The organism is Campylobacter armoricus (assembly GCF_013372105.1).
GTDB classification, from domain to species: domain Bacteria; phylum Campylobacterota; class Campylobacteria; order Campylobacterales; family Campylobacteraceae; genus Campylobacter_D; species Campylobacter_D armoricus.
Window position 1 is genome coordinate 201867 of the sequence record NZ_CP053825.1, and the last position, 26336, is coordinate 228202.

Consider the following 26336-nt stretch of genomic DNA (forward strand, 5'->3'; position numbering starts at 1 on the left):
TTAGCCCTTATGGGTTAAGAATTTTAAAAATTCATCTAGTTTGTAAATGCAAACGCTAGGATGATGCTTGATACTTCCTATACGCAATAAAATTTCTTCGCTATCTTTTTCATAAAGCTTTTGCACAAAATTAAAATTCCACCATTTGTAAGTTTTGAAATTTAAATTATAAGTAGTATTTATATGAAAATTTATATAAGAGTATTTTTGAAAATTCTGTCTTAAACCAGGTGCTTGAAAAGCATAGACTTCTTTTACTACACTAGGAAAGGTTCTTGCAAAAGTTTGAGCTAAATATCCTCCTAAAGAATGTCCTATGATTATGAGATTTTTATCGATGGTGTATTTTTGTTTGAGTTGGTTGTAAAAATACTGCATGGATTGAATTTGGCCTTTTGGAGTTTTGTTGAGTAAAATCAAAAAATCACTATAAAAATCTTTAAAATCAAAACACAAAGGATTTAAATCACTTCCTGCGAAAGCTAAAATGTTGTTTTTTCTTTTTTTATCATAAATAAAATTAGCTCTAAAACCCATTTTAGATTGTGGATGTGTTTCATTGATGTGTTCAAGTATTTCATAATTTTTTACAAATTTTAAAGCTAAAAATGCATTGTTTAAACCACCTACAGGGATTTTTTCTTTTTTATAAAAAGGATTAGTTAAAGCTTTTATAATGGCTTTGTGTTTTTGCAAACCTTCTTTTTTCAAGCTTTGATTTAAATATACATTAGCACAATAAGCTACTAAACTATAATCATATAATTTTTGCAATAAATCGATATTTTTTTTAAAATGAATTTGAAATTTAAATAAGAGTAGTTTTTCTTGAGAGGTTAAATTTGTTTTTTGACTTAAAGCAATAAAGCTTTGCAAGTCAAAAAACATTATAAATTCTTACATAGAGCAAGTATTTTGGATAGTTGAATTAAGCATCCAAAGAACTTTTTCATATTTTGCGATATTTTCTTGAGCAAAAGCTGCAGTTGTAGTATCACTTGCTTTTTCAGCTTCTTCATTTAGTTTTTTAAATTCAGCTAAAAGGTATTTATAATCTTCTCTAATAAGCTCTAAAACTTCTATTGGAGTAAAGCAATCTTTTTGAGCCTTAGGTGCTTTTGCATTTTCTAGTAATGTTTTTGAGCAAACGATAGCTTTTTCTCCAAGTTGCAAAGCCCTTTCAGCACAATCATCAAAAAGTTCAGCCATTTCTTCATAAGCTTTTTCTGTATATTCATGAATTGAAAAAAATTGCAAACCTTTTACATTCCAGTGATAATTGTGAAATTTAATCCATAAGCTATGAGCATCCGCTTGTAATTGTAATAATTGTTTTGTTACTGACATGTTATCTCCTTTTTTTATTTTTGAAAATTATAACACAAAATTCTTAAATAATAATTATTATTATATAATAAATTTTAATGTTAATAATTATTATATATTCATTATACTCTTTTTTTATAATAAAGCAAATTTATTTACTTAACATATTTTTGAGTATTAATTTCCCCACTTCCACACCAGGTTGATCATAAGTATTAATCCCAAGCATAATTCCACAAGCTGAGGTAAATAACTCATAATAATACATCAAATATCCGCAATGATAAGCATCTAATCTTTCAAGTTCTATCACATCAACACTTAAATTTTCAGCAATCAAAGCATGCATGGTTGCATCACATTGAGCATTTAAAAGATCGTGTAAATTGACTTCATTAGTAAAATCACAATTTTGCAAATGATTAAAGCTTATATTTGGGATACTAGGGGATTTTTGACTATCTTTGATTTTTAAAAAAGTAACGGTTTTATCTTTGGGTCCATCCATGATAAGTTGCAAAAAGCTATGCTGATCTCTAGCGCCAATTAAAGCAACAGGAGTTAAACCTATGCGTTTAAAGCCTTGTTTTTTACCTAGGCTTTCAGCAATTAGTTGAATATACCATTCATTAAAACCTTTAAAAGCATCTCCATAAGAAAAAAGTACATTAATATGCGCACTTTTATGTGTGCAATAATGATAAGCTTTTTGCAAAATTTGATCACATTTTTTTTCAAAAAAATCCACATAACAAGCTTTTGCACCTTCTAATAAGGCTTTGGTATCATAGCCACAAAAGCTCAAAGGAACAATACCAATAGCAGATAAAACACTAAATCTACCTCCAACATTTTTAGGTATAAAAAAGCATTTTATATTTAATTCTTCACCTAGTTTGTGAAGTTTTGATTCAAAATCAGTAATAAACACAAAGTTTTCGTGTAAATTTTCATTTTTAAAATTAAAATGAGCAATGATGAGCTTAAATAAAGAAATCACTTCTATAGTTGTGCCTGATTTACTTGCTATAATGAAAAGTGTTTTTTGTGGGTTTATTTTTTGCATAGTTTGGGTAAAAGTATGTGAGGAAGTATTGTCAATAATAAAAAGTTTTTTTTCTTCTACTTGATCAAATAAAAGCTCTTTTAAAGCTTTAACCCCACAACTTGATCCACCCATACCAACTAAAACAATATTTTCTATATGAGTTTTAGTAGTAATAAATTCTTTGCTTTCTTTGATTAAATCAAAGCTTGTATCTACTAAGTGATAATATCCTATATCGCCACTTTCCAACTCATCATTCATTCTATTTGCATAAGCGGTGATTTTTTTAAAATCTTGGGTTTTAAAAAATAAAGTGTTATTTAGCATTTTTTGCTTTTCTCATAAAAATAATTAGTTGCCTCGACAAAGCCTTCTACGCTTCCACAATCAAATCTTTGTCCTTTAAATTTATAAGCTAAAACCATATTATTAGTTGCTTGTGAAAGTAGTGCATCGGTTAGTTGAATTTCTCCGTTTTTACCTGCTTTAGTATTTTCTAAAATACCAAAAATATCAGGTGTTAGAATGTATCTTCCTATGATGGCTAAATTACTCGGAGCATCTTTTGGATCAGGTTTTTCTACCATAGAATTTACCATGATTAAATCTTCTTCCACGGCATTTCCGGCTATAACTCCATAATTTGAAACTTGATCAGGTTCAACTTCCATCACAGCTATAATAGAGCAGCGGTATTTTTCATAAATTTTTACCATTTGAGCTAAGACATTTACCCCATCTTCATTCACACATAAATCATCTGCCAAAATCACTCCAAAAGCTTCATCTTGCACCAAAGGCTTTGCTTTTAAAACTGCATCTCCTAAACCTTTCATTTCATTTTGTCTTGTAAAAGTAAAAGTGCAGCGATCTATAAGTGTTCTTATTTCGCTTAAAAGGTATTCTTTTTTAGTGCCTGCGATTTGATGTTCAAGCTCATAAGAAATATCAAAATAATCTTCCAAAGCTCTTTTTCCACGCCCTGTAACAAAGCCCATAGTTTCCATACCAGCTTCTAAAGCCTCATCTACTCCATAGTGAATTAAAGGTTTGGTTAGTATGGGTAACATTTCTTTAGGTAGGGTTTTTGTAGCAGGTAAAAATCTAGTCCCATAACCTGCTGCTGGAAAAATACAAGTTTGAAGCATATAAATTCCTTAAAATTTTATAAGTTGTTTTGATTATAATTTTATTTAAATATTATAGCTAATTTAAGGAAAAAATGAAAACCATTGATCAAATTTATCAAGAAAAAATAGAAATCAAAAAATCAACTTTTTTATCTTTTTTATGTCCTTTTGAAGATTTTCAAACTTTAATGCAAAAACTAAGAAGTGAGCATTTAAAAGCTGTGCATTTTGTATATGCTTATAGATATTTAAATGAATTTGATCAAATTATAGAAGATAAAAGTGATGATGGTGAGCCAAAAGGAACTTCTGCTATGCCTTGTTTAAATGTCTTAAGAGGAGCTTTGCTTGTTAATTGTGCTGTGATTGTGGTGCGTTATTTTGGAGGGATTAAGCTTGGCACGGGTGGGCTTGTAAGAGCTTATAGTGAAGCCACAAATGAAGTCATCTTAAAGGCAACACTTTTAGAATTTGAGGCTAAAAATATTTTAAAGCTAAATATACCTTTTCATCTTTATGCAAGATTTGAGCATTTTTTAAATAAAAATAACATTTCATATGAAAAAAAATTTCAAGAAAATGTTGAATTGATTTTAAGTGTTAATGCAAAAGAAGAAGAGGAATTTAAAAAATTTGCAAAAGAGTTTGAATTTAGCGGACTTGTTTGGAAGTAAGCAGTTGCTTACTTCATTTTTATAAAGAACTTAAAAGATCTTTTACTATATCTTTTTGCGGCTCTTGTTTTTCTTCTATATTAGCTTGCATAGGAGTTTCGTTTTGTCCTCTAAAACGATAATTATAAATATTTGACATATTTGAGCTAAAAATTCCTGTGCTAAATTGATCTTGACTCATAGCTTTTGAAAAAAGCTCATCAAGTTTTAAACTTTGCTCGTTTAAATTTTCACTATTGTTTTGACTAAGTAAAGACATAAAGTCTTCATTAGCTCCTTGAGTGCTTTTATAAGCACCACTTTGGCCATATCCATACTCTTTAACCGATAAATTATCATGGCTAACTTGCATGTTTTCTCCTTTCAAAATATTACAAGGAAAAAACAAGCAAAAATCATTCCTTAATCACCATGAGTTGGGTAGTATTCAGCTTCTATTTCGTTGTTTTTGATAAACTCTTCTCTAGCTTTATTACAGCGTTCATCTCTTAATTTTCTATAAGCATTTCTACTTTCTAATTCTTGAGGTTTTAAGGGGCGATCTTCCAAAAAAGAAATGTGAAAATAAGTATCATCTTCTTTGCTAAATTTCTCATAAAATTCTACATAATCAAAATAATCTTTTTCACTTTGAAAATCTACGCTTTCTTCTACATAAATAGTTGGACCAAAACCTCTGTGATTTTGAGTAAAATGCCCAAAACCAGCTGCATATTTTATCTTAAACGAATTCACTCTAAACCTCCTAAAAATTCGTCATAACTTCCTTTGAAATCTGTTAATTTCCCATTTTCTAAAAACCATATACGATTAGCAAAAGCACTAATTAACTCTCTATCGTGGCTTATGCATATCACACAGCCTTTGAAATTATACAAGGCTTCGCCTAATGCAATGATACTTTCAAGATCTAAATGATTATCCGGTTCATCTAAAAGCAAGAAATTTCCACGCTCTAACATTAACTTTGAAAGCATTAAGCGGTGTTTTTCACCTCCACTTAAACTAGAAGCCATTTTTTCTTGATCGCTTCCGCTAAAAAGCATTCTACCAAGACATTTGCGAATTTCATCTAAATCTTTGAATTTTTCACTCATTAACCATTCGTAAAGTTTCAAATCTTCATTAATTAAATTTGTCGTATCTTGAGCAAAATATCCCATTTCTATAGTAGCACCAAGGTGAATGTGACCACTATCAGGCTCTAGTTTTGTAGCAATGATTTTAGCCAAAGTACTTTTTCCTACACCATTTGCACCGATTAAGGCTATTTTATCACCTTTTTCTAATTTTAATTCTAAATTTTCAAATAAAGTTTTATCATAAGCTTTGCTAATGCCTTTTAATTCTAAAACTTCATTTCCTATTTCTCTATTAGTTCTAAAAACTATGCTAGGATCACGCCTGCTTGAAGTTTTAATCTCTTCAAGTTCAAGTTTTTCTAAAGCTTTGGCTCTACTTGTAGCTTGTTTGGCTTTTGAGGCATTGGCACTAAAACGGCGTATGAAATTTTCTAATTCTTCTCTTTCTTTTAAGGTTTTATCGCGTTTGAGTTCAGCTTGTTTAGCAAGTAAGGTTGAAGCCATATACCAATCATCATAATTTCCAGCAAAATCGCGTATTTGCTTAAAATCCACATCTAAAATTCTTGTACAAACTTTATTTAGAAAATGTCTATCATGGCTAATTACTACTAAGGTTCCCTCATGTCTTAAAAGCTCATTTTCAAGCCAAGAAATAGCTTCTAAGTCAAGGTTGTTTGTAGGCTCATCTAAAAATAAAATATCTGCACCTAAAAACAATACTTGAGCTAGTAAAACTTTAAATTTATCTGCACTTTGTAAAGTGCTCATGAGAGCATTAAAATCTTTAATATTTAAAGAGCTTAAAATTTTTTCACATCTAAGCTCACAATCATAGTTTGGATCTTCTTCTGCTGTTATGATTTCAAGCTCGCTTAATCTATCATTGATTTCATCGGTAAATTCTTCACTCATATAAAGTTTTTCTTTTTCTTTTAGTGCATCATATAATCTTTTATTTGCACACATTACCGCATCTTTGATAGTGTAGTTTTCAAAAGCAAATTGATCTTGACCTAAAACAGCGATTTTTAAATTTGGATCTATGCAAATTTCTCCACTACTTGATTCTATTTGACCTGAGAGAATTTTTAAAAAGGTTGATTTACCAGCTCCATTTGCTCCTATAAGTCCATATCTTTCACCGCGATTTAGTTTTAAATTAACATCTTCAAATAATAACTGATTTGCAAAACGCATCGTAAGATTTTTAACTTCTACCATTAATATTCCTAAGTTTTTGCTTGCAATTGTATCAAATAATGAGTATTATTTAAAATCTTTTGCAACTATTTCTTTTAAAATTTTCTTATGTTCTTCAAGAGAATCATAAAATACATCTATTGCAAAACCCGTAATAATTGCAATATAAATTTCTGATTCTAGTTGTGTTATGCTATAAATTCCTTCTATTTTTATATATTGTAGTGTATTAATATCTGCTGGTAGGGTGGGTGAAGATAAAAAAGGTGAAGAAGTTTTAACACTACAAAATCTAGTATTTGGAAAATTATTGCTATTAATGATAAATTTAAAATTTTGAAAATCAAAGTTAAAATTTTTAATTTCATCGAAAGTTTCGATTTTGCTTTTTTCAAAAAATGTAGCTGTTTCAAAATCATTTTGATTTAATTTTTCTTTTATAGCCATATTAAACATTTCATCATAATGTGAGATATAAAAATCCTTTAATTGTTGGTCTAAAAGAGTGATGATTTTTGGATCATCACATCTTGGTAAAAAATTTGCAAAAATAAAAGTTTGGAAAAACAAAAGTAAAATTATTTTTTTCATAAAAATCCTTTTGCTTATTTTTGAATTAATCTTCCATTTTCAAATTTTTGTTCATTTACTATAGCACCATTTCTATATGTTCTAAAAATACCATTTTTTAAATCATTTTTATATTCTTCTTCTGAAATTAAGGCTCCATCTGGACTATACTCTTTAAAAATTCCATCCTTTTTGCCATCTTTATTATAGTTTTGCTCTGAAATAATATTCCCATTAGAGGCATATGCTTTATAAGCACCAATGAATTTTCCATTTTTATAAGTTCCTTCAGCCTCTATTTTTCCATCATCATAATAAGATTTAAATTGTCCATCATATTGATTGTTTTTAGTTTGTGCCTCAAGTTGAAGTTGTCCATTTTCAAAATATTGTTTTATAAATCCTTCTTTTTTACCATCTTTGTATTCTTCTTCGCTTTGTAATTGTCCATTACTAAAAAAAGTTCTTTTAATTCCATGAATTCTAGATTGAGAATTATAAGGAATTTCTTCTTTAAGATTTCCATTTTGATACTGGCTTTGATTTACTTTAACCGTATCACTTGGTTGTCCTGGAAATTTCTCTCCACTGCACGCTACAAATAAACTCATTAGTCCTATTAAGGAAATAATTTTAACTTTTTTATTCATTTTTATCCTTTGATGTTATTTTTTCGTTTTGTATGATTATTGTTTGCTGTGATTTATTTATGAAAGACCATATTAAACACACAATCCATACTATTAAAGTCCATCCTAGTAATAGATTTAAAGCAATAATTGCAAGCCAGTTACTATGTTTTCTACAAACTGCTATTACCGATGGAAGCATATATAAAGTCAATAATATAATAGCTGTAGTATTGCCTATCTCTTCAGCACTCACATTCAACTCCTCCTTAATTTTTAATTCAGATTTTATTTTCAAAATTATAGAAAATAAATATAAAATTAATCTTAAAAAACATAATATTTATTTATTTTTTTAAAAAAAAGAATAAATATTATGCTGTTTGCTTTTAAATAATTTTCAAGTATTCTCAAAAATATCAATTAAAATAAAGAAGAATATAAATATGACAAAACGAGATATAGCAGGCTTTTTAGGAGTTGATGTGCAAACATTGCGTAATTGGCAAAAGACACGCCCTAACCTTTATCGCGTGATTATGCAAGGTTTGGCTATTGAAGAAGCTGTAAAAGAAAGCAAAGAGCATTATGAAAAACTTTCGTCTATTGCAAAGGATGCACAAAAATATGTATTAAAAAAATAATTCAAAATTGTTGTATAATTTTTAAAATTATTTTTAAGTTAAGGTTATTTGATTGAGTTTAGTTTTGTTATCTTTTTTACCTTCTTTTAGTCTTGTTTTGGAGTTTTTAGCTTTATTTTTAGCTTATTTTTTTAAGCAAAATAAGATTTTTTTCTTGCTTTTGTTGATTTTATGTGCTAGAGCTTTATCTTTAGTAGCAAGTGAGTATCAAGCACATTTGTTTATCTCGGTGTTTTTGCCTTTTTCTTTTGTGCTTTTTGTGTTTTTGCAAGATAGTAAGCTTGTGTTTGAAAGAATTAATCTCATTAAATTTGCTTATTTAGCCTTTATGGGGCTAGTAGCATTGATACTTAGTACAAGTACTAATTTTAACGCAAGCATTACAAGTGAAATTTTTGGCCTCTCAATACAATTTTTTAAGCCTATTAGCGAGTTAAGTTTTTGTGTGTTTTGGGTAGGATTTGTATTTTTATTATTTTCATATTTTAAAAATAATGATTTTCATTTTTTACTAGCTTATATGGGTTTGAGTGTGCAATTTTTATTTTATAATAATGTCGATTTGGGTTATTATGAATTTGCCTCTTTAGTTCTAATAGGATTTTTGGTATATAAAGCTTATAAAATAGCCTTTTTTGACACTTTAACTAATTTACCAAATTTAAAAGCCTTAAGAAGATATGCACAAGGGCTTGAAAATTTTCATCTAGCTTTGATTGAAGTAAAAAATATCAATGAAATTTATCATCAAAAAAGCTTAAAAATGGGTGAGTTTATAATGCATGAATTTGCTAGGATTTTAAAAAAAGCTTTACACGCTAGGGTTTTTAAAGATGATAAGGATTATTTTATCATTGTATTTGAAAATGAAAATATGGCCTTTGTGCAAAGTAAGCTTCAAATGCTTGAAAATTTTATGCAAAAATATACTTTTGAATTTAAAGAGCAAAGTGTAAAATTAGAAATTAAACTTTGTTTATCAAGCAAAAATGAAAACATAGAAGAGAGTTTAAAACAAGCAAAATTAGAACTTAGAAGACAAAAGGATTAAAATGCTAGATTTGATTTTTAGAGAGTATGATATAAGAGGACTTTACCCAAACGAATTGAATGAAAAAAGTGTAAAAGCCATAGGCTATGCTTTGGGTTTAGAAATGAGAGCAAGAGGTTGTGAGAAAATAAGTGTGGGTTATGATGCAAGATATAGCGCAAATGAACTTTTCAACTATTTAATTAGTGGTTTAAATAAAGCTAATATGCAGGTATTTAACATAGGCTTAGCACCAACTCCTATGGGGTATTTTAGTTTATTTTTTGATGATATTTTTGATGCAAATATCATGATAACAGGCTCACACAATCCAAAAGAATACAATGGCTTTAAAATTACAATTAAAAAAGAAAGTTTTTTTGGTGCTGATTTGAAAAAACTTTCTTTAAAAGTGCAAGAGTATTTAGAACTTGAAATCAATGATGATTTAAGATATGAAAATTATGATATTAAGAGCTTGTATATAGACTTTTTAGTTAAGCATTTTTCACATCTTAAAAGCTATAAAGAAAAAATCATTATTGATTGTGCAAATGGAGCTACTGGAGTGATTATAAAGCCTTTGGTGGAAAAATTAAATCTTAATGCGCAAATTTTATTTGAAAATCCTGATGGAAATTTCCCAAATCACGCGCCCGATCCAACAGAGCTTGAAAATTTACACGCATTGCAAGTTGCATTAAAAGAAAATGAAAATGCAAAAATGGGCTTTGCTTTTGATGGAGATGGAGATCGTTTAGTAGTCGCAAGTAAAGATTATGTATTTAAGGGCGATGAGCTTTGCTATTTATTTGCTAAAAATATAAAAAATCCTAGAGTTTTAGGTGAAGTAAAATGCTCTAAAAATCTTTTCGATGAGGTAGCTAAATTTGGTTTTATCATGATGGGTAAGACCGGACATTCTAATATTAAAAAAATGATGAAAGAGCAAAATATCGACATAGCAGCAGAGCTTAGTGGGCATATTTTCTTCAAAGATAGATATTTTGGCTATGATGATGGAATTTATGCATTTTTAAGAACTTTAGAACTTTTAGTAAATGGTTTTGATATAGAAAAATTAGTTAAAGAGTTGCCAAAACTTTATGCAAGTGAAGAGATTAAGCTTAAAGTCAGTGAGGAAAATAAATTTCAAATCATAGAAAGATTTAAAGAAAAAGTAAAAGCAAATGCTTTTGAAAATGTGCTTGATTGTAATGAAATTGATGGAGTTAGAATCACCTTTAAAGAAGGCTGGGCACTTTTGCGTGCTTCTAATACAAGTCCATATCTTATCATGCGTACTGAAGCTACAAGTGCTGAATTTAAAGACTTTTTGGAATTAAGAGTAAAAGAACTTTTTGAAGAAATTATAAAAGAGCTTGCATAAGTTCTTTTACATCAATATTTTTTGTGTATAAATATGCTCTTAAGAATTTAGGGATTTTTGCTTTTCTATAAATTTCTTTAAATTCTTTTGGCATTTTCTCACAACTTACAAAAGGAAAAATCAAAGCTTTTTCTTGCATATAAACAATACCTATTTTATGAGAAATCACCCCATCGCTTTTTAATGCTTCTTGTCTTTGTTTAGCACTTAAAAGTACTCCAAGTTTTTTAAAACATTTTGCGATTAAGCTTTCATCTTTTTGAGTTATATAAATATTTTTAAATTCACAAATATTCTCTTCTTTTAAGTCTTTTTCTAGGTATTTAAAGCTTTTTTTTACTCCATTTGGATAAAGCTTTAAAAACTCATTAGCAAAATTTTTGCGTATGAAATTTCTAAAATATTTCTCATCATAATTACTCTCATCATGAAAATAAGTGATATTATTTTCTTTTAGGTAGTTTGAAATTTCTTCTTTTGGAGTTTCAAGCAAGGGTCTTATGATGGTAAAATATTTTCTTTTTTCAATATCTTTAAAACCAAGTAATTCTCTAAGCCCTGCACCTTTAGAAAACTGCATTAAGAACCATTCTAGTTTATCATTTAGATGATGAGCTAATAAAAGATTGTCATAAGAGTGATTTTTGCAAAGTTTTTCAAAAAACTCATAACGCAAAGCTCTTGCATGGGCTTCGAAATTTTTTGTTATTTTGGGTGCGGTTTTGATATAAATTTTTTTATGAAAACGCTTGGCTAATTTTTTAGCACTTTGCTCTTCTTTGTCGCTATTTTTGCGAGTTTTATAGTTTATAAAAGCAAGGTCAAAATCTATATTTTTTTCTAAAAGCATGAAAAATAAAGCACTAGAATCACTCCCATGAGAAAATGCTAAAAGATTTTTCCCCTGCTTTAAATGATTTAAATATTTGCTATCAATCATCAAGCTTTCTTAAGGCTTTGGCAATAAGTTTTTTATCTAAGCTCTGCGTAATTTCACACTCATAAAGCTCACCCATTTCTAAATCGCTACAATCACTTTCATTGATGAGAATTTCTCCGTCTATATTTCTATCCCAACGAATATCTTTTGCACCGATGAAAAATTCTCCTTCAGAGCTTTGACCTTCACAAAATGCTAAGGTTTTTTTACCAACTTGTTGATTAAAGCTTTTTTCTATGCATTCATCTACGATTTTTTCTATCACTTTTAATCTTGCATTGATGGTTTTACTAGGAATTTGTTCCATGTCAAAAGCTGCAGTATCTTCTTCTTTAGAATAAGCAAAGACACTAATTCTATCAAAACCAAATTCTTTTATAAAAGCACATAATTCTTCAAAATCCTCATTACTCTCTCCAGGGTGTCCTACTATAAAACCTGTGCGTAAAAATGAATTTGGGGCTTGTTTCATTAAATTTAAAAGTTCGATTAATTTAGCTTTGTTAGCCCCGCGTTTCATGATTTTAAGCATATTGTCACTGATGTGTTGCAAAGGCATATCAAAATAATTTACAAAAACTTTTGATTGAATGATTTTTTCTATCACTTCTTTGCTAATGCTTGTTGGATATAGATATAAAATTCTAGCAGCTTTTATACCTTGGATATTTTCTATAGCTTCAATAAGCTTTAAAAGCCCATCTTTTTGGCCTTGATCAAATAAATACGAGCTTGTATCTTGAGCGATAAAAGAAAAATCTTTATAACCTTTACTAACAAGTTCTTTTACTTCATTTATAATGCTTTTTAAATTTCTTGATTTGAGTTTGCCTTTAAAACTTGGTATGGCACAAAATGAGCATTTTTGATTACACCCTTCAGCTATTTTGATAAAAGCATGATAATTTGATCCAGTAATCACACGATTTGTGTTTTCATCTTGCAAGTAAGTAGAAGTTGAAAAAAGATTAGTTTTTTTAAGTATCATTTCATCGATTTTTTCATAATCTCCTACACCGGTAAAAAGATCAACTTCAGGTAGTTCTTTCATCAATTCTTCGCGGTAGCGTTGCATTAAGCATCCTGTTACAACCAAGAGGGAATCTTTTTTTCTTTGCTCATGTAAATCTAAAATCGCATTTATGCTTTCTTTTTTAGCGCTATCTATAAAACCACAGGTATTTACAATTAAAACATCAGCCATACTTGGTTCATCACAAATTTCATAATTACTCAATCTTCCAAGCATAATTTCACTATCAACTAAATTTTTATTACAACCTAACGACATTAAAAAAAGTTTTGGCATATTTCTCGCTTTAAATAATTTATTTTGCTAAAATTATGAGATTAAATTATATCAAAATTAGAAAGAAAATTTTTATGGATAATTATGAATACAGCGAACTTTTAAAAAAATTAAAAAATAAAGTTGGAAATATAGCTTCTATTATTAAACCTGAGGAGATAAAAGCAAGATTAAAAGAAATAGAAAATTTAGAAAATTCTCCTTCTTTTTGGAGCGATGTAAAACAAGCAGGAGTAATTGGAAAAGAAAAAACTAAAATTTCAAATTTACTTAAAAATTATGAAACTGCTTTTAATGCCTTAAATGATGCAAGCGAGCTTTTTGATCTAGCAAATAGTGAAAATGATTTAGATACCATAGAAGCTTTATTTGAAGATGCAAATAAGCTAGAAGATCTTATTGTAAATCTTGAAATTTCTATGCTTTTAAGCGGAGAAAATGATGGCAAAAATGCCATAGTTTCTATCCATCCAGGAGCTGGTGGAACAGAAAGTAATGACTGGGCAAGTATGCTTTATAGGATGTATTTAAGATTTTGCGAAAGAGAAGGTTTTAAGGTAGAAACGCTTGATTTTCAAGAAGGCGAAGAAGCAGGATTAAAAGATGTAAGTTTTTTAGTAAAAGGTGAAAATGCTTATGGGTATTTAAAAGCTGAAAATGGAATTCATCGTTTAGTAAGAACTTCTCCTTTTGATAGTGCGGGGCGTCGTCATACGAGTTTTTCTAGTGTGATGGTTTCTCCTGAACTTGATGATGATATAGAAATAGAAATTGAAGAAAAAGATATAAGGATAGATTATTATAGAGCAAGCGGAGCAGGTGGACAGCATGTTAATAAAACAGAATCAGCTGTGCGTATCACGCATATGCCAAGTGGTATAGTAGTGCAATGTCAAAATGATAGAAGTCAGCATAAAAATAAAGCCACAGCCTTTAAAATGCTAAAATCACGCCTTTATGAGCTTGAACTTATGAAACAACAAGATGAAGCAAATTCGAGTGAAAAAAGTGAAATAGGCTGGGGTCATCAAATTCGCTCTTATGTTCTTTTTCCTTATCAACAAGTTAAAGATACACGCTCAAATGAGGCATTTTCACAGGTTGATAATATCTTAGATGGAGATATTAAAAAAATCATAGAAGGTGTTTTAATAGCACAAAAAGCATAAGATTAATACTACAAAAGGATATTAAATGGAAAAAATTCTAGTTTGTGTGGATGTTTTAGAGCCTTGTAGGGATAGTTTGTATTATGGAGTGTATTTAGCTAAAAAGCTAGATTTACCTTTAATGTTTTTATACACTATAGAGCCAAATTTTACTAATGCTGAATTAGCTTGTAGTTTTGGCATTGGTGCTAGTGGGTGTGTGATTGAAGATTTGGTAGAAGAGCAAAATCAAAAAAATGAAAGTCTTTTCAAAAAAGGAAAAAGAATTTTAGAAGAATTTTGTGCTTATGCAAAAGAACAAGGTGTAAAAGAATGCTTTAGCGTGCAAAGAGATGGAGATTTAGAAGATATTTTAAAAGAATATGATAATCAAATAAGATTAGCTATTGCAGGTTTAAAAGGTGGTGGCAAGAAAAATAAAATAGGCATTCATACTGAAGAATTAGTAAGAGCTTTAAATGTACCTATTTTACTTGTAAATTCCACATTTAAAGAGATAAAAAGTGTGATGATGGCTTACGATGGAAGTAATTTGGCTAAAAAGGCTATAGAGCAAGCTATTAAAAAGCCTATTTTTAAAGAAGCTAAGCGTTATGTGGTAAATGTATCCAAAGATGAAAAAGCTTCTTGTGAGTTATTAGCTCAAGTGAGTCAAATTTTTAAAGAAGCAAGTTTAAGTGTGCAAACACAGCACTTAAATGGCGATATTACTCAAGCATTGTTTGATTTTGGTGAGCAAAATGATATAGATTTGTTGATTATGGGAGCTTATTCACACCATTGGTTAAAAAGTATTTTATTTGGTAGTTTGACAAATGAGATTTTAACTAAAGCTAAAAAACCTTTATTATTGATACGATAAAAATGTATTATCAAAGATTTTGAATTATTTATTCATACATATTAAAAGATTCCAAACGATTTTTATTTGTTTGGATTTTGCTTATTATCTATGTAACTGAAAAATTACTTCTGAAATTTTATTTTTAATTTTTAAATATCATTCTTATTATGTGGCTTAGCATTGATGTTTTTGTTTATAATATTTGAACTGCTTTTTAGTAGTAAGATTAATATTAAAAAAATTTCTATTATTTTACGCTTATGTTTTTGATATGATTTGTGATAGAAATTTGTATTATTTTTCTTGTGATGTGGATAATTATAATAAAATGTTAATTACTACTCAAAAAATAAAATCTAGATATTATAAATTTACAAGAAAAATCACCTAGAAGTGTAATTTCAACTCTTATAAGAAATATTTATAATTTTTTGTTTGTTAAGCAATGAGTTAAAATCTCAAATTTAAAATAGAATTAAAGACTTAGTTGATATTTTAGTGAAGTTACTATACTAATGATAGGTTTTTTGGTGATGTAATATTAATTGGTTTTTTGCTAAGAATATTTATAATATTTTCTAAGGATTTTAGAGCAAGTTATCAGATTATATTATAGTGTTTTGGATAATCAAATAGGTAAGCCAAGTAGCTTACCTATGATTAATATTTTAAGGCGTATTTGTTTTGAATTTCTTCATGGCCTAACATTTTTTGGATATTGCAATTTTTGTCAATATCTAATTTTTTAACATCATGATGAAAATTGGTGCAATTATGAAGTAAAAATGCCATCGTTTTTGCATTATGCACATCCCATCTTGATAAATCTTGATTAAATTGTTTGCAATTTTCAAACATATGTGCCATTGTAATGGCATTATGCACATCCCAATTTTCAACCTTATGGTTAAATTTAATACAATTACAAAGCATATATTTTGTATCTTTTACATTAGACATATTCCAAGAAGATAAATCTTGATTAAATGCTTCACAATCAAAAAACATTCCTTCCATATTTTCAACATTTTTAACATTCCATTTTGAAATGTCGCTATTAAAATTTTTGCAACAATAAAACATATAAGACATATCTTTAACATTTGATACATTCCATTGTTCTATACCAGAAAAATCAGTTCTAGTGGAGTAATAGAACAAATAAGACATATCAGTAATTAAACTTACATCAATTTCGCTCAAAGCTATAAGCTCTTCTCTTACAAGGGCAACTAATTCATATTTTGATTTTGGCGTAAACATGTTAGCTCCTTTTATTAATATTTTCATTGTAATTATAATATTATTTAAATATAAAATATAAAAAAATAAATATAAAATTAATAAAATATAATTTATTGTATCATTTAGTAACATAAAGTAAAAAATATAAGAATAAAAATAAAATATTTAGTTTAAAATAAGAAAAATTATATAAATGAATATTAATATTTATCCTAGTTTTTAAACTAGGATAGTTACATCAAAATATTGATAAGAAAAATCCCAGAAGCTATAAGCCATATAAAAAGTATAAATGCCATTAAGAAAGGTTTTAATCCTGCATTTTTTATAACATCTTTATGAATATTAACACCAAGTGCTACCATAGATATAGAAAGCAATAAAGTGTCTATAGTTTCAATATTTGATTTAATATGTTTTATAGCAAAAGGTGTGTTTAATATATCTAAAGAGCTAATAACACTTGCAACTAAAAATAATAGAGCAAAGTAAGGAATATTGTTTTTAATAGATATTTTTTCTTTTCCTTTGTTTAAAAATTTCAAAGAATAAAACGCTAAAAATATTAAAAAAGGAACTAGCATTAAAACTCTAATCATCTTTTCAATCACAGCACCATCGCCTGCTTTGATAGCTTCACCAGCTGCAACTGCGTGTGCAACTTCGTGTAAAGTAGCTCCCATAAAATATCCCATTTGTTCGGTATTAAAAAAATCAAACCAGCCAAGATTCCAAGCTAAAGGATATAAAAACATTCCCAAGGTTCCAAAAACTACAACGGTGCAAATTGCTACTCCAACTCTTGAGGATCCACCCTTTACTATGCTTTCACTTGCCATTACAGCAGCAGCCCCACATATACTTGAACCACTACTAATTAAAATACTCTCTTTTAAATCAAGTTTGAATAATTTTCCTAGGATAAGTCCTATAAAAAATGTAGAAAATACTATGATAAAAGCTAAAGTTATGCCTTCTAAACCTGCTTTTTGAATATCATTAAATGTAATTCTAAAACCATAAAGAATAATACCAAGCCTTAAAATTTCTTTAGTGGCAATACCCAAAACACCTGTTTTTTTTAGTAAATTTGCATTTTGGTGTGCAAAATTTCCTATTAAAGCTCCAAGACATACTGCTATAATCAACGCAGAAATCCCTATATTTTTAAAGAAGTTAAGCTGTGAAATGGCATAAGCACAAAATGCTAAAACAAATAATAATAAAAACCCTTCAAATTTACGACCTTTGTATATTTTTTTATGTCTAGTATGCATATTTATCCTTTTGTTTTTTTATAATTTTAGCTATTTTTTTATGATAAGAAAAATTAATTTTATTTGTTATAATGATTAAAAATATTTATCAAGGGAAATAATGACTTTTAAACAAATTAAATATTTTCAAGCTTTAAGTAAAAATTTGAATTTAAGAGCTTGTGCCAAAGAATTAAATATAACTCAATCTGCTTTGTCTTTAGCTATTTTTGAACTTGAAAAAAGTTTAAACACCAAGCTTTTTGATAGAAATGCTAAATTTTTAAGCTTAAATGAAAAAGGAAAGGTTTTTTTAAAACAAATCACACCTTTAATTTTAGAATTTGAGCGCATTGAAAAAATGATGCAAAATGATGAGAATTACGAGTTGAATATAAAAGTGAGCCAAAATATAGGAACTTTTTTAATGGCAAATGTTTTAAATCATAAAAATGATAAGATTAAATTAGAATTATCTTTGGATAATAGTAAAAATATTATAAAAAGTGTTTTAGAAAAAGAGATTGATTTGGGTATTATTGAAGGAATTTGTAAAGATAAAGATTTAGAAAAAATCAAAATTTGTAATGATGAGCTTATAGTAGTTAGTCGTAATGAATTTAAAAATGAATGTTTTATTGATGAATTGAAAAATTATCAATGGTTAAGTAGAGAAAAAGGTTCTGGAGCTAAAGAAGTTTTTTTAAGTGCCTTACCAAAAAATGTGACATTAAATTTAATATATGAGCTAAATTCTACCGCTATGATTAAGGAATTAGTAAAAAAAGGAAATTTTTTAGCAGTATTGCCTAAATTTAGTGTCAAGGAAGAATTGGAAAATAAAAAATTATTTCAAGTGAGATTAAAAAATTTTAAAATTTCAAGGGAGCTTTTTATAATTTATCATAAAAACAAAGAGCTTAATGAAAATTTTTTAAATTTTTGTCAATTTTTATTAAAACAAATACAAAAAGATATTTTAGAATAACTTTTTAATGCATTCTTTAAAAACATTACCTCTTTCTTCGTAGGACTTAAATTGATCTAAGCTCGCACAAGCAGGACTTAGCAAAGCCACTTCATTATTAGCTAGGTTTTGATTGATTTTTTCAACTGCATTAGGTAAAAATTCACAAAAATGTACTTTTAAGTTTGCATTTTTAGCATAATCTATCATTTTGTTTGTGCTTTTACCTATGGCATAAAGCTCTATGTTAAGATTTTTCATAAAAGAAAATAAAGTACTTAAATCAACCCCTTTATCATCTCCTCCTATGATAAGATGAATTTTTTTATCTTTGTAGCGTTTTAGTGCTGCTAAAGTAGCATCAAGATTTGTTGCTTTGGTGTCATTTACCCAAAGTCTATTTTTGCAATCAAATATCTCTTCAAGTTTATTTTTTTCTATTTTAAACTCATTTAAAAGTTCATACGAACAACGATCAAGTATGATTTTTTCTATACTTAGTGCTATTATTGCATCTAGTAAAAAAGGAGTTTTGAAGTTAATTTTTTCAATATCAATTTGCATTTTTTTAGCTAAATCTTGCTCATCTTCATAGCTTACAACATAGGCATGAGTTGGATAATTTTCGTATTTTTTGGGCAAAATTACAACATCATTTTCATTCATTCTATCAAGCACGCTAAGTTTTGCTTGCTCGTAAGCTTTAAAAATCTTATGCCAAGAAAGATGATCTGGCGTAATAGGTAAAAGTGCGTAAATTTCAGGTTTGGCTATTTTGGTGTAAAAAAGCGAAAACGAGGAACTTTCTAAAATCCATAATTTTGCATTAGTATCCATTTGTGCTAAAGGGATTCCTATATTTGCCCCCATTTGTGCATTGATATGTTTTAAGAGATGGTGCGACATTTGGGTAGTGGTAGTTTTGCCATTTGTACCACTTATCCAAACACTTTTTGGCATACCATCATAAAAAAAATCATACTCGCTACTTAAATTTTTTGCTTGTTGTACAAGAAAATGATCATTAGGAAAACCAGGACTTGGTATTTCTAAATCACTCTTTAAAGGATCAAATTCACAAGGTGGTAAAAGAGTATTTCCAAATTCATCTTTACTAATGCTTGTAAAATGATCATCATAAATATCGCAATTTCCAAAACGCTGTGCAAAAGCTTTGGTTGTTTTTCCGTATCCAAAAAGTGAAATTTTCATTATCTTAACTTTATACTAATTAATGCTATGATATTAGCAAGTAAGGCTATCATCCAAAAACGCACAATGATTTTATTTTCTACCCAACCTATTTTTTCAAAATGATGGTGAATCGGCGCCATTTTAAAAACTCTTTTGTTAAAAATTTTAAAACTTCCTACTTGCAAGATCACTGAAATGGTTTCTAAAACAAATACAAAGCCTATGAGTAAAAGTAAAATTTCATTTTTACTTACTATGCCAAGATAGCCTATAAATGCACCTATGCTTAAACTTCCACTATCTCCCATAAAAACTTGTGCAGGATAGCAGTTATACCATAAAAAGCCCATTAAAGCGCCAATTAATGCTGATGTTAATACAACAAGTTCTCCTAGACCTTGAACTTTAGGTAAAAATAAATAAGAGCTATAAATAGCATTTCCACATAAATATAAAAAAGCTCCAAGGCTTAAGAGGGAAAATATAGAAGGCACGGTTGCAAGACCATCAAGTCCATCGGTTAAATTTACAGCATTAGAACTTGAGATAATAACTAAAACCCATAAAAATAGCATAAATACACTGCCATCAAAAATAGCATACTTATAAAATGGTAGATAAAATTCAGTATTTATATTAAAAAAATATAGTAATAAAACACATATAAAAGCAGCGCTAAATTGCCCTAAAAGTTTCATTTTTGGACTAAGACCCGCATGATTGTCTTTTTTTAAAATTTTACCCAAATCATCTACTAAACCTATAGTACAAAATAACACTAAGCATAATAATCCAACAATAACAAAGCTATTGTTTAAATCAGCACTGAAAACACTAGCTATGATGGTGGCAAAGATAAAAACAAGTCCGCCCATAGTAGGGGTATGAGATTTAGCCTTATGTGATTGTGGAGCGTATTCATAAATAGGTTGGTTTGCTTTTTTATTTTGAGCCCATTTAATAAATTTTGGCATTAAATATAAACTCAAAAATAAAGCAATGAAAAATGCAAAACCAGCACGCACGCTAATATAAGAAAAAAACATATAATTTGTATATTCTGTAAGATAAAGCAAAATTTTAACCTTGTATTTGTTTTTTAAAAGCATAATTTTAGTAAAATCATATTAAATAAATTATAAAAAAGAGTAAAAATGAGTCAAAAATGTATTTTGATAATCACAGATGGTATAGGACATAATATAAATTCAAACTATAATGCTTTTTTTCATGCTAAAAAACCAACTTATGACAAGCTTTTTAAAAATACTCCTAATGTTTTGATAAAAACAAGTGGCTTAGCAGTTGGCTTGCCTGAAGGACAAATGGGCAATAGCGAAGTAGGGCATATGTGTATAGGAAGTGGCCGTATAATTTATCAAAATTTGGTTAAGATAAATAAAGCTATAGAAAATGATACTTTAAAAGATAATAAGGCTTTAAAAGAATTATTACAAAAATGTAAAAGAGTGCATATCATAGGGCTTTATAGTGATGGTGGCGTGCATTCTATGCATACGCATTTTAATGAACTTTTAAAAATTTGCAAACAAGAAAATAAAGAAGTATTTGCACACGCAATTAGCGATGGTAGGGATTGTCCGCCAAATTCAGGTTTAGAATTTATAAAATCTTTACAAGAATTTTGCGAAAAAGAAAGGGTTGATTTTGCTTCTTTATCAGGAAGATTTTATGCCATGGATAGAGATAAGCGTTATGATAGAATAAAACTTTATTATGATGCTTTATTTGCCAAAGCGCCAAGATGTGATGATTTTGTGCAATTTATACAAAAAAACTATGATGAAAATATCACAGATGAATTTTTAACCCCAGTTATTAGTCAAACTTTTGATGGGATTAAGGCTGAAGATGGTGTGATTTTTATCAATTTTAGAAACGATAGAATGCGTCAATTGGTTGCTTCTTTAACCCAAAAAAGTTTTAATGAATTTTTAAAAGAAGTGCTTGTGGAAAATGCTATCACCATGAGCTTATATGATGAGAGTTTTAAGTTGCCTGTGATGTTTGAAAAAGAAGAGTTAAACAATACTCTAGCTTCTGTAATAGCTAATGCAAATTTAACTCAACTTCACACAGCTGAAACTGAAAAATATGCTCATGTAACCTTTTTCTTTAATGGAGGAAAAGAAGAGTTAGAATACAATGAAACTAGAGTTTTAATTCCAAGCCCTAAAGTAAAAACATATGATGAAAAACCTCAAATGAGTGCTAAAGAAGTTACAGATGAGGTACTTAAGGGTATAGAAAATGGTATGGATTTTATCGTAGTAAATTTTGCAAATGGTGATATGGTAGGACATACGGGTGATTTTAATGCAGCTATAAGTGCAGTAGAATGTGTGGATGAGTGTTTGGGTAGGGTTATAACTAAAGCAAGAGAGTATGGATATGCTTTTATTATCACTTCAGATCATGGAAATTGCGAAGCGATGAGGGATGAAAATGAAAATATACTTACTAATCACACTATCTTTGATGTTTTTGCTTTTGTAGAGGCTAAAGGAGTGAATAAGCTCAAAGAAGATATGGGGCTTAGTAATATAGCACCAAGTGTGCTTAAAATTTTAAATTTGCCCATCCCAAAAGAAATGGATGAGGCTTTATTTTAATTCAAAGGAGAACAATGAAATTTAGTGGAAAAAATGTTTTAATAACAGGTGCAAGTAAAGGTATAGGTGCTGCAATAGCTAAAGAATTAGCAAGTTATGGTTTAAAAGTTTGGATTAATTATAGAAGCAAACCTGAACTTGCCGATGCTTTGAAAGAAGAAATAGAAAAAAATGGTGGCATTGCAGCGGTGATTAAATTTGATGCAAGTGTTGAAGAAGAATTTGTAAGTGCTATAGCTACTATTGTTGAAAGTGATGGTGAGCTTAGTTATTTGGTTAATAATGCAGGTATTACAAATGATAAATTAGCACTTAGAATGAGTATGCAAGATTTTTCAAATGTAATCAATGCTAATTTAAATTCAAGCTTTTTAGGTTGCAGAGAAGCATTAAAGACGATGAGTAAAAAGCGTTTTGGAGCAGTTGTAAATATCGCTTCTATAGTTGGAGAAATGGGTAATGCAGGCCAAACTAATTATAGTGCTAGTAAAGGTGGTATGATAGCTTTAACAAAGTCTTTTGCAAAAGAAGGTGCTGCTAGAAATATAAGATATAATTGTATTACTCCAGGCTTTATAAAAAGCGATATGACTGAAGTTTTAAGTGATGAAATAAAACAAAATTATATTAATAATATCCCTTTAAAACGCTTTGCAGATGCTAGTGAAGTAGCTCAATCTGTGGCGTTTTTATTAAGTGATCATTCTTCTTATATTACTGGTGAAATTTTAAAAGTAAATGGTGGTCTTTATATGTAAAAAGCAAGGTTATTCCTTGCTTAATTTTTTTCTATAGCAACTACAGCTATAGCAAATCCACCATCATGAGCTATACTTACGCTTGTTGATTTTATATTAAATTCTTTCATAACTTTTGTAGAAAATTTAATATGAGGGGCATTTTTTTTATCTTTAAAAATAATGATGTCAAAAAATGAACATTCTTTTGAAATTCCTACTCCTAAAGCTTTAGAAGCTGCTTCTTTTATAGCCCAAAATCCTGCTAAAGTATTGGTGTTTTTAATATAAGTTTGCTCTTGCTTGGATAAAAATTTATCCAAGAAAAGCGTTTTGTGTCTTTTGTAAATTTTTTCTATGCGAGAGCATACGACTATATCACATCCAATCATTAAGAAACAACAAAGTCAGTAAAATAAATATTTTTGATAAAACCATCGGTTAAAACCTCATTGATTTTACCAGTTAATTCATCTTTTAATCTTTCTTTACCTTTGGTTGTGCTTACTTCTTCAAAAGTTTTTGAGGTAAGCGTTCTAATGATAATATCTCTAATAATAGCAACTTTTTTATCAAGCTCAGGAGTTAAAGTTTCAACATTTTGTTCAAGCTGTATCGTGCATTTTACATATCTTGATCCACCATCACTAAGCAAATTTAATGTAAAAGGTGCTAAAGGATACATAATACCAATATTTGTATAATCACTCCCTCTGGTTGATACGGCATTTGTTTTTTTAGGAGTTTGGGCAACTTGTGCATTTTCTTCAGCTTGTGGAGCTGGATTTTCTTCAGAATTTCCGCTAAACATTAAATAAGCAATTGCTCCTACAATAACAAGTAAAAATACAAATAAAAATACTACTATTATAATTACTAAAGTATTGCCACCTTTTTTCTTTGATTCTGTTTGTTCATCTAATGCTTCATCAGCCATATTTTTCCTTTTTTATTGAAATTTAATGTAATTGTATCAAAAATTATTTTTTTTAAAAACCTTTATTATTTAATCTTTTGTAAATGTCTATAAACACTAGGTTCTGAAATATTTAAAAGTTCAGCAACTTTAGGGATGACACCTTTTACATTAAAAATACCTTTTTTGTATAAGTCTGCTATCATTTTTTGTTTTTCTTTTGGTTTTAAATTTTTATTTTTAAAATTATCTATGCTTGTACCGATAATATCTTCTACTATTTCTTCTAAATCAAATTTTATATATTCTTTGTTGTCTTGCTCGGTAAGCTCATAAGTATTATCATATATATTTCCAAGACTTAGAATTTCATCAGAAATCTTTTTAAAAGCTGAAGTATCGTGATTAATACAAAGTAGGCCTTCAAGCTTTTCATCTTTTTTGATAAAAAAAGTAGAACCTGACATTATTTGTGAGTTTTTAGCAGAGGTTTTATAATGTGTTATATAATCACGCTCTAAATAGATTTTATTTTTAATCATTTCTATTGCAAAACCACTAAGAGGTGAATTTATGGTTCTTTTGCTAATATGATTATTAGCAATTTCTGCTATATTAGTTCCATCTTCACTTACATCATGTAAAACTATTTCGTAATTTCTCCCTAAAGCCTCAGCTAGAAATTTTACCAATTTAATGTAATATGTGCGTGTTTCTTTGTCCATGAATCCCCCTCCTTTTTTTTGTTATTAGAATGTTGTAGTAAATTTTTAAATAAGAATAAATAATCTTATTTTTAACAATTTTATTACAAAAAGAAAATATTTATGCTTAAAAAAATATTATATTTGAAAAAATAATAATTTTTATGCCTTTAAATAATAAAATTTATTAATTAATTTTATTTTAATTTTTTATAGATATAATTTATTAAATAATAAAAATTATTATTTATATAAGGAGATAAACAATGAAGAAATTAACTAACGATTTTGGTAATATAGTTGTGGATAATCAAAATTCATTAAGTGCAGGTGCTAAAGGACCGCTTTTAATGCAAGATTATATTTTACTTGAAAAACTTGCTCATCAAAATAGAGAAAGAATTCCAGAAAGAGCAGTGCATGCAAAAGGAAGTGGTGCTTATGGAGAGCTTAAAATTACTAAAGATATTTCTCAATACACTAAAGCAAAAGTTTTACAGCTTGGAGAAAATACACCCTTATTTATAAGATTTTCAACCGTTGCAGGTGAAATGGGTGCAGCTGATGCAGAAAGAGATGTGCGTGGTTTTGCAATTAAATTTTATACCAAAGAAGGAAATTGGGATTTGGTAGGTAATAATACCCCAACATTTTTTATAAGAGATGCATATAAGTTTCCTGATTTTATTCACACTCAAAAAAGAGATCCAAGAAATAATTTAAGAAGTAATAATGCTGCATGGGACTTTTGGACTTTATGCCCTGAAAGCTTACATCAAGTAACCATTTTAATGAGTGATAGAGGAATTCCTGCAAGTTATCGCCATATGCATGGTTTTGGAAGTCATACTTATAGTTTGATTAATGATAAAAACGAAAGATTTTGGGTGAAGTTTCATTTTAAAACAAGGCAAGGCATTAAAAATTTAACTAATGAAGAAGCTGCAAATTTAATAGCTAATGATAGAGAAAGTCATCAAAGAGATTTATATGAAGCTATAGAAAAAGGAGATTTTCCAAAATGGACTTTCCAAATTCAAGTTTTAAAAGAAGATGAAGCAGAAAAACTAGGTTTTAATCCTTTTGATTTAACTAAAGTTTGGCCTCATAGCATTGTGCCTTTAATTGAAGTAGGAGAATTGGTACTAAATAAAAATGTGAAAAATTACTTTAATGAAGTAGAACAAGCTGCATTTAGCCCAAGCAATATCGTTCCTGGTATTGGTTTTAGTCCTGATAAAATGCTACAAGCTAGAATCTTTTCTTATCCTGATGCACAAAGATATCGTATAGGGACAAATTATCATTTATTGCCAGTTAATCGTGCAAAAAGCGAAGTAAATACTTATAATGTAGCAGGAGCTATGAATTTTGATACTTATAAAAATGGTTCAGCTTATTATGAACCAAATAGTTATGATGATAGTCCAAAAGAAGATAAAAGCTATCTTGAGCCTGATTTAACTCTTGAAGGTAGCGCACAAAGATATATTCCACTTGATGATGATTTTTACACCCAGCCAAGAGCCTTGTTTAACATAATGAATAAAAATCAAAAAGAGCAGTTATTTAAAAATATAGCAGCTTCTATGAATGGAGTTGAAGAAAAAATCATACAAAGAGCATTAAGTCATTTTGAAAAAATTTCAAGTGAATATGCAAATGGTGTTAAAAAAGCTTTAAAAATGTAATTTTT

At 28.5% G+C, this 26336-nt stretch carries 29 protein-coding genes; 10 read left to right on the forward strand and 19 right to left on the reverse strand.

The window, feature by feature from the left end; all coding sequences use genetic code 11:
- The 4 genes from CARM_RS01120 to galU form a co-directional block, all read right to left on the reverse strand.
- Positions 1-888, reverse strand: coding sequence for an alpha/beta fold hydrolase (locus CARM_RS01120; protein ID WP_139424312.1), 888 nt, complete (start codon positions 886-888; stop codon positions 1-3).
- A gap of 9 nt (positions 889-897) precedes the next feature.
- Positions 898-1347: a Dps family protein gene (locus CARM_RS01125; protein WP_139424315.1), complete on the reverse strand. Its 450-nt coding sequence runs from the start codon at positions 1345-1347 to the stop codon at positions 898-900.
- 130 nt (positions 1348-1477) lie between these two features.
- Positions 1478-2701, reverse strand: a complete 1224-nt coding sequence (locus CARM_RS01130) for a glucose-6-phosphate isomerase (protein WP_139424317.1) — start codon at positions 2699-2701, stop codon at positions 1478-1480.
- Positions 2695-3522: a UTP--glucose-1-phosphate uridylyltransferase GalU gene (gene galU, locus CARM_RS01135; RefSeq protein ID WP_139424319.1), complete on the reverse strand. Its 828-nt coding sequence runs from the start codon at positions 3520-3522 to the stop codon at positions 2695-2697. The genes CARM_RS01130 and galU overlap by 7 nt, the downstream gene beginning before the upstream one ends.
- Before the next feature lie 74 nt (positions 3523-3596).
- Here galU and CARM_RS01140 point away from each other — a divergent pair, with 74 nt between their 5' ends.
- A complete protein-coding gene (locus CARM_RS01140; protein WP_139424321.1) occupies positions 3597-4178 on the forward strand; it encodes an IMPACT family protein in 582 nt (193 codons plus the stop codon).
- Positions 4179-4197: 19 nt separating this feature from the next.
- On the opposite strand, the gene CARM_RS01145 is transcribed toward CARM_RS01140, so the two are convergent.
- The 6 genes from CARM_RS01145 to CARM_RS01170 are packed head-to-tail and all read right to left on the reverse strand — an operon-like array spanning position 4198 to position 7918.
- Positions 4198-4530 (reverse strand): hypothetical protein, encoded by a 333-nt coding sequence (locus CARM_RS01145; protein ID WP_139424324.1) that lies wholly within the window; start codon positions 4528-4530, stop codon positions 4198-4200.
- Between the two features lie 50 nt (positions 4531-4580).
- The gene (locus tag CARM_RS01150; protein ID WP_139424326.1) at positions 4581-4913 is read right to left on the reverse strand and encodes a hypothetical protein; all 333 of its coding nucleotides are present in this window, start codon (positions 4911-4913) and stop codon (positions 4581-4583) included.
- Entirely contained in the window at positions 4910-6484 is a 1575-nt protein-coding gene (locus CARM_RS01155; RefSeq protein ID WP_139424328.1) for an ABC-F family ATP-binding cassette domain-containing protein, read from the reverse strand. Before CARM_RS01155 ends, CARM_RS01150 begins: the two co-directional genes overlap by 4 nt.
- A 45-nt stretch (positions 6485-6529) precedes the next feature.
- Entirely contained in the window at positions 6530-7054 is a 525-nt protein-coding gene (locus CARM_RS01160; RefSeq protein WP_139424330.1) for a hypothetical protein, read from the reverse strand.
- A 14-nt stretch (positions 7055-7068) separates the two neighbouring features.
- On the reverse strand, positions 7069-7683 hold the full coding sequence (locus CARM_RS01165; protein WP_176300980.1) for a toxin-antitoxin system YwqK family antitoxin: 615 nt from the start codon (positions 7681-7683) through the stop codon (positions 7069-7071).
- On the reverse strand, positions 7676-7918 hold the full coding sequence (locus CARM_RS01170; RefSeq protein WP_201736623.1) for a superinfection immunity protein: 243 nt from the start codon (positions 7916-7918) through the stop codon (positions 7676-7678). The genes CARM_RS01165 and CARM_RS01170 overlap by 8 nt, the downstream gene beginning before the upstream one ends.
- Before the next feature lie 190 nt (positions 7919-8108).
- Between CARM_RS01170 and CARM_RS01175 the strand changes: the two genes are divergently transcribed.
- From CARM_RS01175 to CARM_RS01185, 3 genes are read left to right on the forward strand one after another with little or no spacing between them, the layout of a single operon-like run.
- On the forward strand, positions 8109-8306 hold the full coding sequence (locus tag CARM_RS01175; protein ID WP_039666558.1) for a hypothetical protein: 198 nt from the start codon (positions 8109-8111) through the stop codon (positions 8304-8306).
- A 52-nt stretch (positions 8307-8358) separates the two neighbouring features.
- A complete protein-coding gene (locus tag CARM_RS01180) occupies positions 8359-9357 on the forward strand; it encodes a nucleotidyl cyclase domain-containing protein (protein ID WP_139424332.1) in 999 nt (332 codons plus the stop codon).
- 1 nt (position 9358) lies between these two features.
- Positions 9359-10726 (forward strand): phosphomannomutase/phosphoglucomutase, encoded by a 1368-nt coding sequence (locus CARM_RS01185; protein WP_139424334.1) that lies wholly within the window; start codon positions 9359-9361, stop codon positions 10724-10726.
- Here CARM_RS01185 and tilS read toward each other — a convergent pair.
- Both tilS and rimO read right to left on the reverse strand, forming a co-directional pair.
- Entirely contained in the window at positions 10707-11669 is a 963-nt protein-coding gene (gene tilS, locus CARM_RS01190; RefSeq protein WP_176300981.1) for a tRNA lysidine(34) synthetase TilS, read from the reverse strand. The two genes, CARM_RS01185 and tilS, sit on opposite strands and share 20 nt — an antisense overlap.
- Entirely contained in the window at positions 11659-12975 is a 1317-nt protein-coding gene (gene rimO, locus CARM_RS01195) for a 30S ribosomal protein S12 methylthiotransferase RimO (RefSeq protein ID WP_139424338.1), read from the reverse strand. Before rimO ends, tilS begins: the two co-directional genes overlap by 11 nt.
- A gap of 74 nt (positions 12976-13049) precedes the next feature.
- On the opposite strand from rimO, the gene prfB reads away from it, so the two are divergent.
- Positions 13050-14144 (forward strand): peptide chain release factor 2, encoded by a 1095-nt coding sequence (gene prfB / locus CARM_RS01200; RefSeq protein WP_139424340.1) that lies wholly within the window; start codon positions 13050-13052, stop codon positions 14142-14144.
- Positions 14145-14169: 25 nt separating this feature from the next.
- Positions 14170-15006, forward strand: a complete 837-nt coding sequence (locus CARM_RS01205; protein ID WP_139424342.1) for a universal stress protein — start codon at positions 14170-14172, stop codon at positions 15004-15006.
- A 642-nt stretch (positions 15007-15648) separates the two neighbouring features.
- On the opposite strand, the gene CARM_RS01210 is transcribed toward CARM_RS01205, so the two are convergent.
- Together CARM_RS01210 and CARM_RS01215 are read right to left on the reverse strand one after the other, a co-directional pair.
- Positions 15649-16251 carry a BspA family leucine-rich repeat surface protein gene (locus CARM_RS01210; protein ID WP_139424344.1) on the reverse strand — a complete coding sequence of 201 codons (603 nt, stop codon included), beginning with the start codon at positions 16249-16251 and terminating at the stop codon, positions 15649-15651.
- 215 nt (positions 16252-16466) lie between these two features.
- Positions 16467-17510 carry a YeiH family protein gene (locus tag CARM_RS01215; protein WP_139424345.1) on the reverse strand — a complete coding sequence of 348 codons (1044 nt, stop codon included), beginning with the start codon at positions 17508-17510 and terminating at the stop codon, positions 16467-16469.
- Between the two features lie 100 nt (positions 17511-17610).
- Here CARM_RS01215 and CARM_RS01220 point away from each other — a divergent pair, with 100 nt between their 5' ends.
- Positions 17611-18477 (forward strand): LysR family transcriptional regulator, encoded by an 867-nt coding sequence (locus CARM_RS01220; RefSeq protein WP_139424347.1) that lies wholly within the window; start codon positions 17611-17613, stop codon positions 18475-18477.
- On the opposite strand, the gene murD is transcribed toward CARM_RS01220, so the two are convergent.
- Entirely contained in the window at positions 18469-19668 is a 1200-nt protein-coding gene (murD, locus tag CARM_RS01225) for a UDP-N-acetylmuramoyl-L-alanine--D-glutamate ligase (RefSeq protein ID WP_139424349.1), read from the reverse strand. The two genes, CARM_RS01220 and murD, sit on opposite strands and share 9 nt — an antisense overlap.
- Positions 19668-20759 (reverse strand): phospho-N-acetylmuramoyl-pentapeptide-transferase, encoded by a 1092-nt coding sequence (gene mraY, locus CARM_RS01230; protein ID WP_412842179.1) that lies wholly within the window; start codon positions 20757-20759, stop codon positions 19668-19670. Before mraY ends, murD begins: the two co-directional genes overlap by 1 nt.
- Before the next feature lie 45 nt (positions 20760-20804).
- Between mraY and gpmI the strand changes: the two genes are divergently transcribed.
- Both gpmI and fabG read left to right on the forward strand, forming a co-directional pair.
- Complete coding sequence (gene gpmI, locus CARM_RS01235) at positions 20805-22283, forward strand: 2,3-bisphosphoglycerate-independent phosphoglycerate mutase (protein WP_139424352.1); 1479 nt, start codon at positions 20805-20807, stop codon at positions 22281-22283.
- A 14-nt stretch (positions 22284-22297) separates the two neighbouring features.
- Positions 22298-23041, forward strand: coding sequence for a 3-oxoacyl-ACP reductase FabG (fabG, locus tag CARM_RS01240; RefSeq protein ID WP_139424354.1), 744 nt, complete (start codon positions 22298-22300; stop codon positions 23039-23041).
- Between the two features lie 20 nt (positions 23042-23061).
- Here fabG and acpS read toward each other — a convergent pair whose 3' ends face one another.
- The 3 genes from acpS to CARM_RS01255 form a co-directional block, all read right to left on the reverse strand.
- Positions 23062-23412 (reverse strand): holo-ACP synthase, encoded by a 351-nt coding sequence (gene acpS / locus CARM_RS01245; RefSeq protein WP_139424356.1) that lies wholly within the window; start codon positions 23410-23412, stop codon positions 23062-23064.
- A complete protein-coding gene (gene fliL, locus CARM_RS01250; RefSeq protein ID WP_139424358.1) occupies positions 23412-23957 on the reverse strand; it encodes a flagellar basal body-associated protein FliL in 546 nt (181 codons plus the stop codon). The genes acpS and fliL overlap by 1 nt, the downstream gene beginning before the upstream one ends.
- A gap of 65 nt (positions 23958-24022) precedes the next feature.
- Positions 24023-24661: a helix-turn-helix transcriptional regulator gene (locus tag CARM_RS01255; protein ID WP_139424360.1), complete on the reverse strand. Its 639-nt coding sequence runs from the start codon at positions 24659-24661 to the stop codon at positions 24023-24025.
- 245 nt (positions 24662-24906) lie between these two features.
- Here CARM_RS01255 and CARM_RS01260 point away from each other — a divergent pair, with 245 nt between their 5' ends.
- Positions 24907-26331: a catalase gene (locus CARM_RS01260; protein ID WP_139424362.1), complete on the forward strand. Its 1425-nt coding sequence runs from the start codon at positions 24907-24909 to the stop codon at positions 26329-26331.
- Positions 26332-26336 lie beyond the last annotated feature (5 nt).

Bases quoted from the DNA above. Each gene is read 5' to 3' on its own strand.
- CARM_RS01120 (WP_139424312.1), bottom strand. From the start codon at position 888: ATGTTTTTTGACTTGCAAAGCTTTATTGCTTTAAGTCAAAAAACAAAT.
- CARM_RS01125 (WP_139424315.1), bottom strand. From the start codon at position 1,347: ATGTCAGTAACAAAACAATTATTACAATTACAAGCGGATGCTCATAGC.
- CARM_RS01130 (WP_139424317.1), bottom strand. From the start codon at position 2,701: ATGCTAAATAACACTTTATTTTTTAAAACCCAAGATTTTAAAAAAATC.
- galU (WP_139424319.1), bottom strand. From the start codon at position 3,522: ATGCTTCAAACTTGTATTTTTCCAGCAGCAGGTTATGGGACTAGATTT.
- CARM_RS01140 (WP_139424321.1), top strand. From the start codon at position 3,597: ATGAAAACCATTGATCAAATTTATCAAGAAAAAATAGAAATCAAAAAA.
- CARM_RS01145 (WP_139424324.1), bottom strand. From the start codon at position 4,530: ATGCAAGTTAGCCATGATAATTTATCGGTTAAAGAGTATGGATATGGC.
- CARM_RS01155 (WP_139424328.1), bottom strand. From the start codon at position 6,484: ATGGTAGAAGTTAAAAATCTTACGATGCGTTTTGCAAATCAGTTATTA.
- CARM_RS01160 (WP_139424330.1), bottom strand. From the start codon at position 7,054: ATGAAAAAAATAATTTTACTTTTGTTTTTCCAAACTTTTATTTTTGCA.
- CARM_RS01165 (WP_176300980.1), bottom strand. From the start codon at position 7,683: ATGAATAAAAAAGTTAAAATTATTTCCTTAATAGGACTAATGAGTTTA.
- CARM_RS01175 (WP_039666558.1), top strand. From the start codon at position 8,109: ATGACAAAACGAGATATAGCAGGCTTTTTAGGAGTTGATGTGCAAACA.
- CARM_RS01185 (WP_139424334.1), top strand. From the start codon at position 9,359: ATGCTAGATTTGATTTTTAGAGAGTATGATATAAGAGGACTTTACCCA.
- rimO (WP_139424338.1), bottom strand. From the start codon at position 12,975: ATGCCAAAACTTTTTTTAATGTCGTTAGGTTGTAATAAAAATTTAGTT.
- prfB (WP_139424340.1), top strand. From the start codon at position 13,050: ATGGATAATTATGAATACAGCGAACTTTTAAAAAAATTAAAAAATAAA.
- CARM_RS01205 (WP_139424342.1), top strand. From the start codon at position 14,170: ATGGAAAAAATTCTAGTTTGTGTGGATGTTTTAGAGCCTTGTAGGGAT.
- CARM_RS01210 (WP_139424344.1), bottom strand. From the start codon at position 16,251: ATGTTTACGCCAAAATCAAAATATGAATTAGTTGCCCTTGTAAGAGAA.
- CARM_RS01215 (WP_139424345.1), bottom strand. From the start codon at position 17,510: ATGCATACTAGACATAAAAAAATATACAAAGGTCGTAAATTTGAAGGG.
- CARM_RS01220 (WP_139424347.1), top strand. From the start codon at position 17,611: ATGACTTTTAAACAAATTAAATATTTTCAAGCTTTAAGTAAAAATTTG.
- murD (WP_139424349.1), bottom strand. From the start codon at position 19,668: ATGAAAATTTCACTTTTTGGATACGGAAAAACAACCAAAGCTTTTGCA.
- mraY (WP_412842179.1), bottom strand. From the start codon at position 20,759: ATGCTTTTAAAAAACAAATACAAGGTTAAAATTTTGCTTTATCTTACA.
- gpmI (WP_139424352.1), top strand. From the start codon at position 20,805: ATGAGTCAAAAATGTATTTTGATAATCACAGATGGTATAGGACATAAT.
- fabG (WP_139424354.1), top strand. From the start codon at position 22,298: ATGAAATTTAGTGGAAAAAATGTTTTAATAACAGGTGCAAGTAAAGGT.
- acpS (WP_139424356.1), bottom strand. From the start codon at position 23,412: ATGATTGGATGTGATATAGTCGTATGCTCTCGCATAGAAAAAATTTAC.
- fliL (WP_139424358.1), bottom strand. From the start codon at position 23,957: ATGGCTGATGAAGCATTAGATGAACAAACAGAATCAAAGAAAAAAGGT.
- CARM_RS01255 (WP_139424360.1), bottom strand. From the start codon at position 24,661: ATGGACAAAGAAACACGCACATATTACATTAAATTGGTAAAATTTCTA.
- CARM_RS01260 (WP_139424362.1), top strand. From the start codon at position 24,907: ATGAAGAAATTAACTAACGATTTTGGTAATATAGTTGTGGATAATCAA.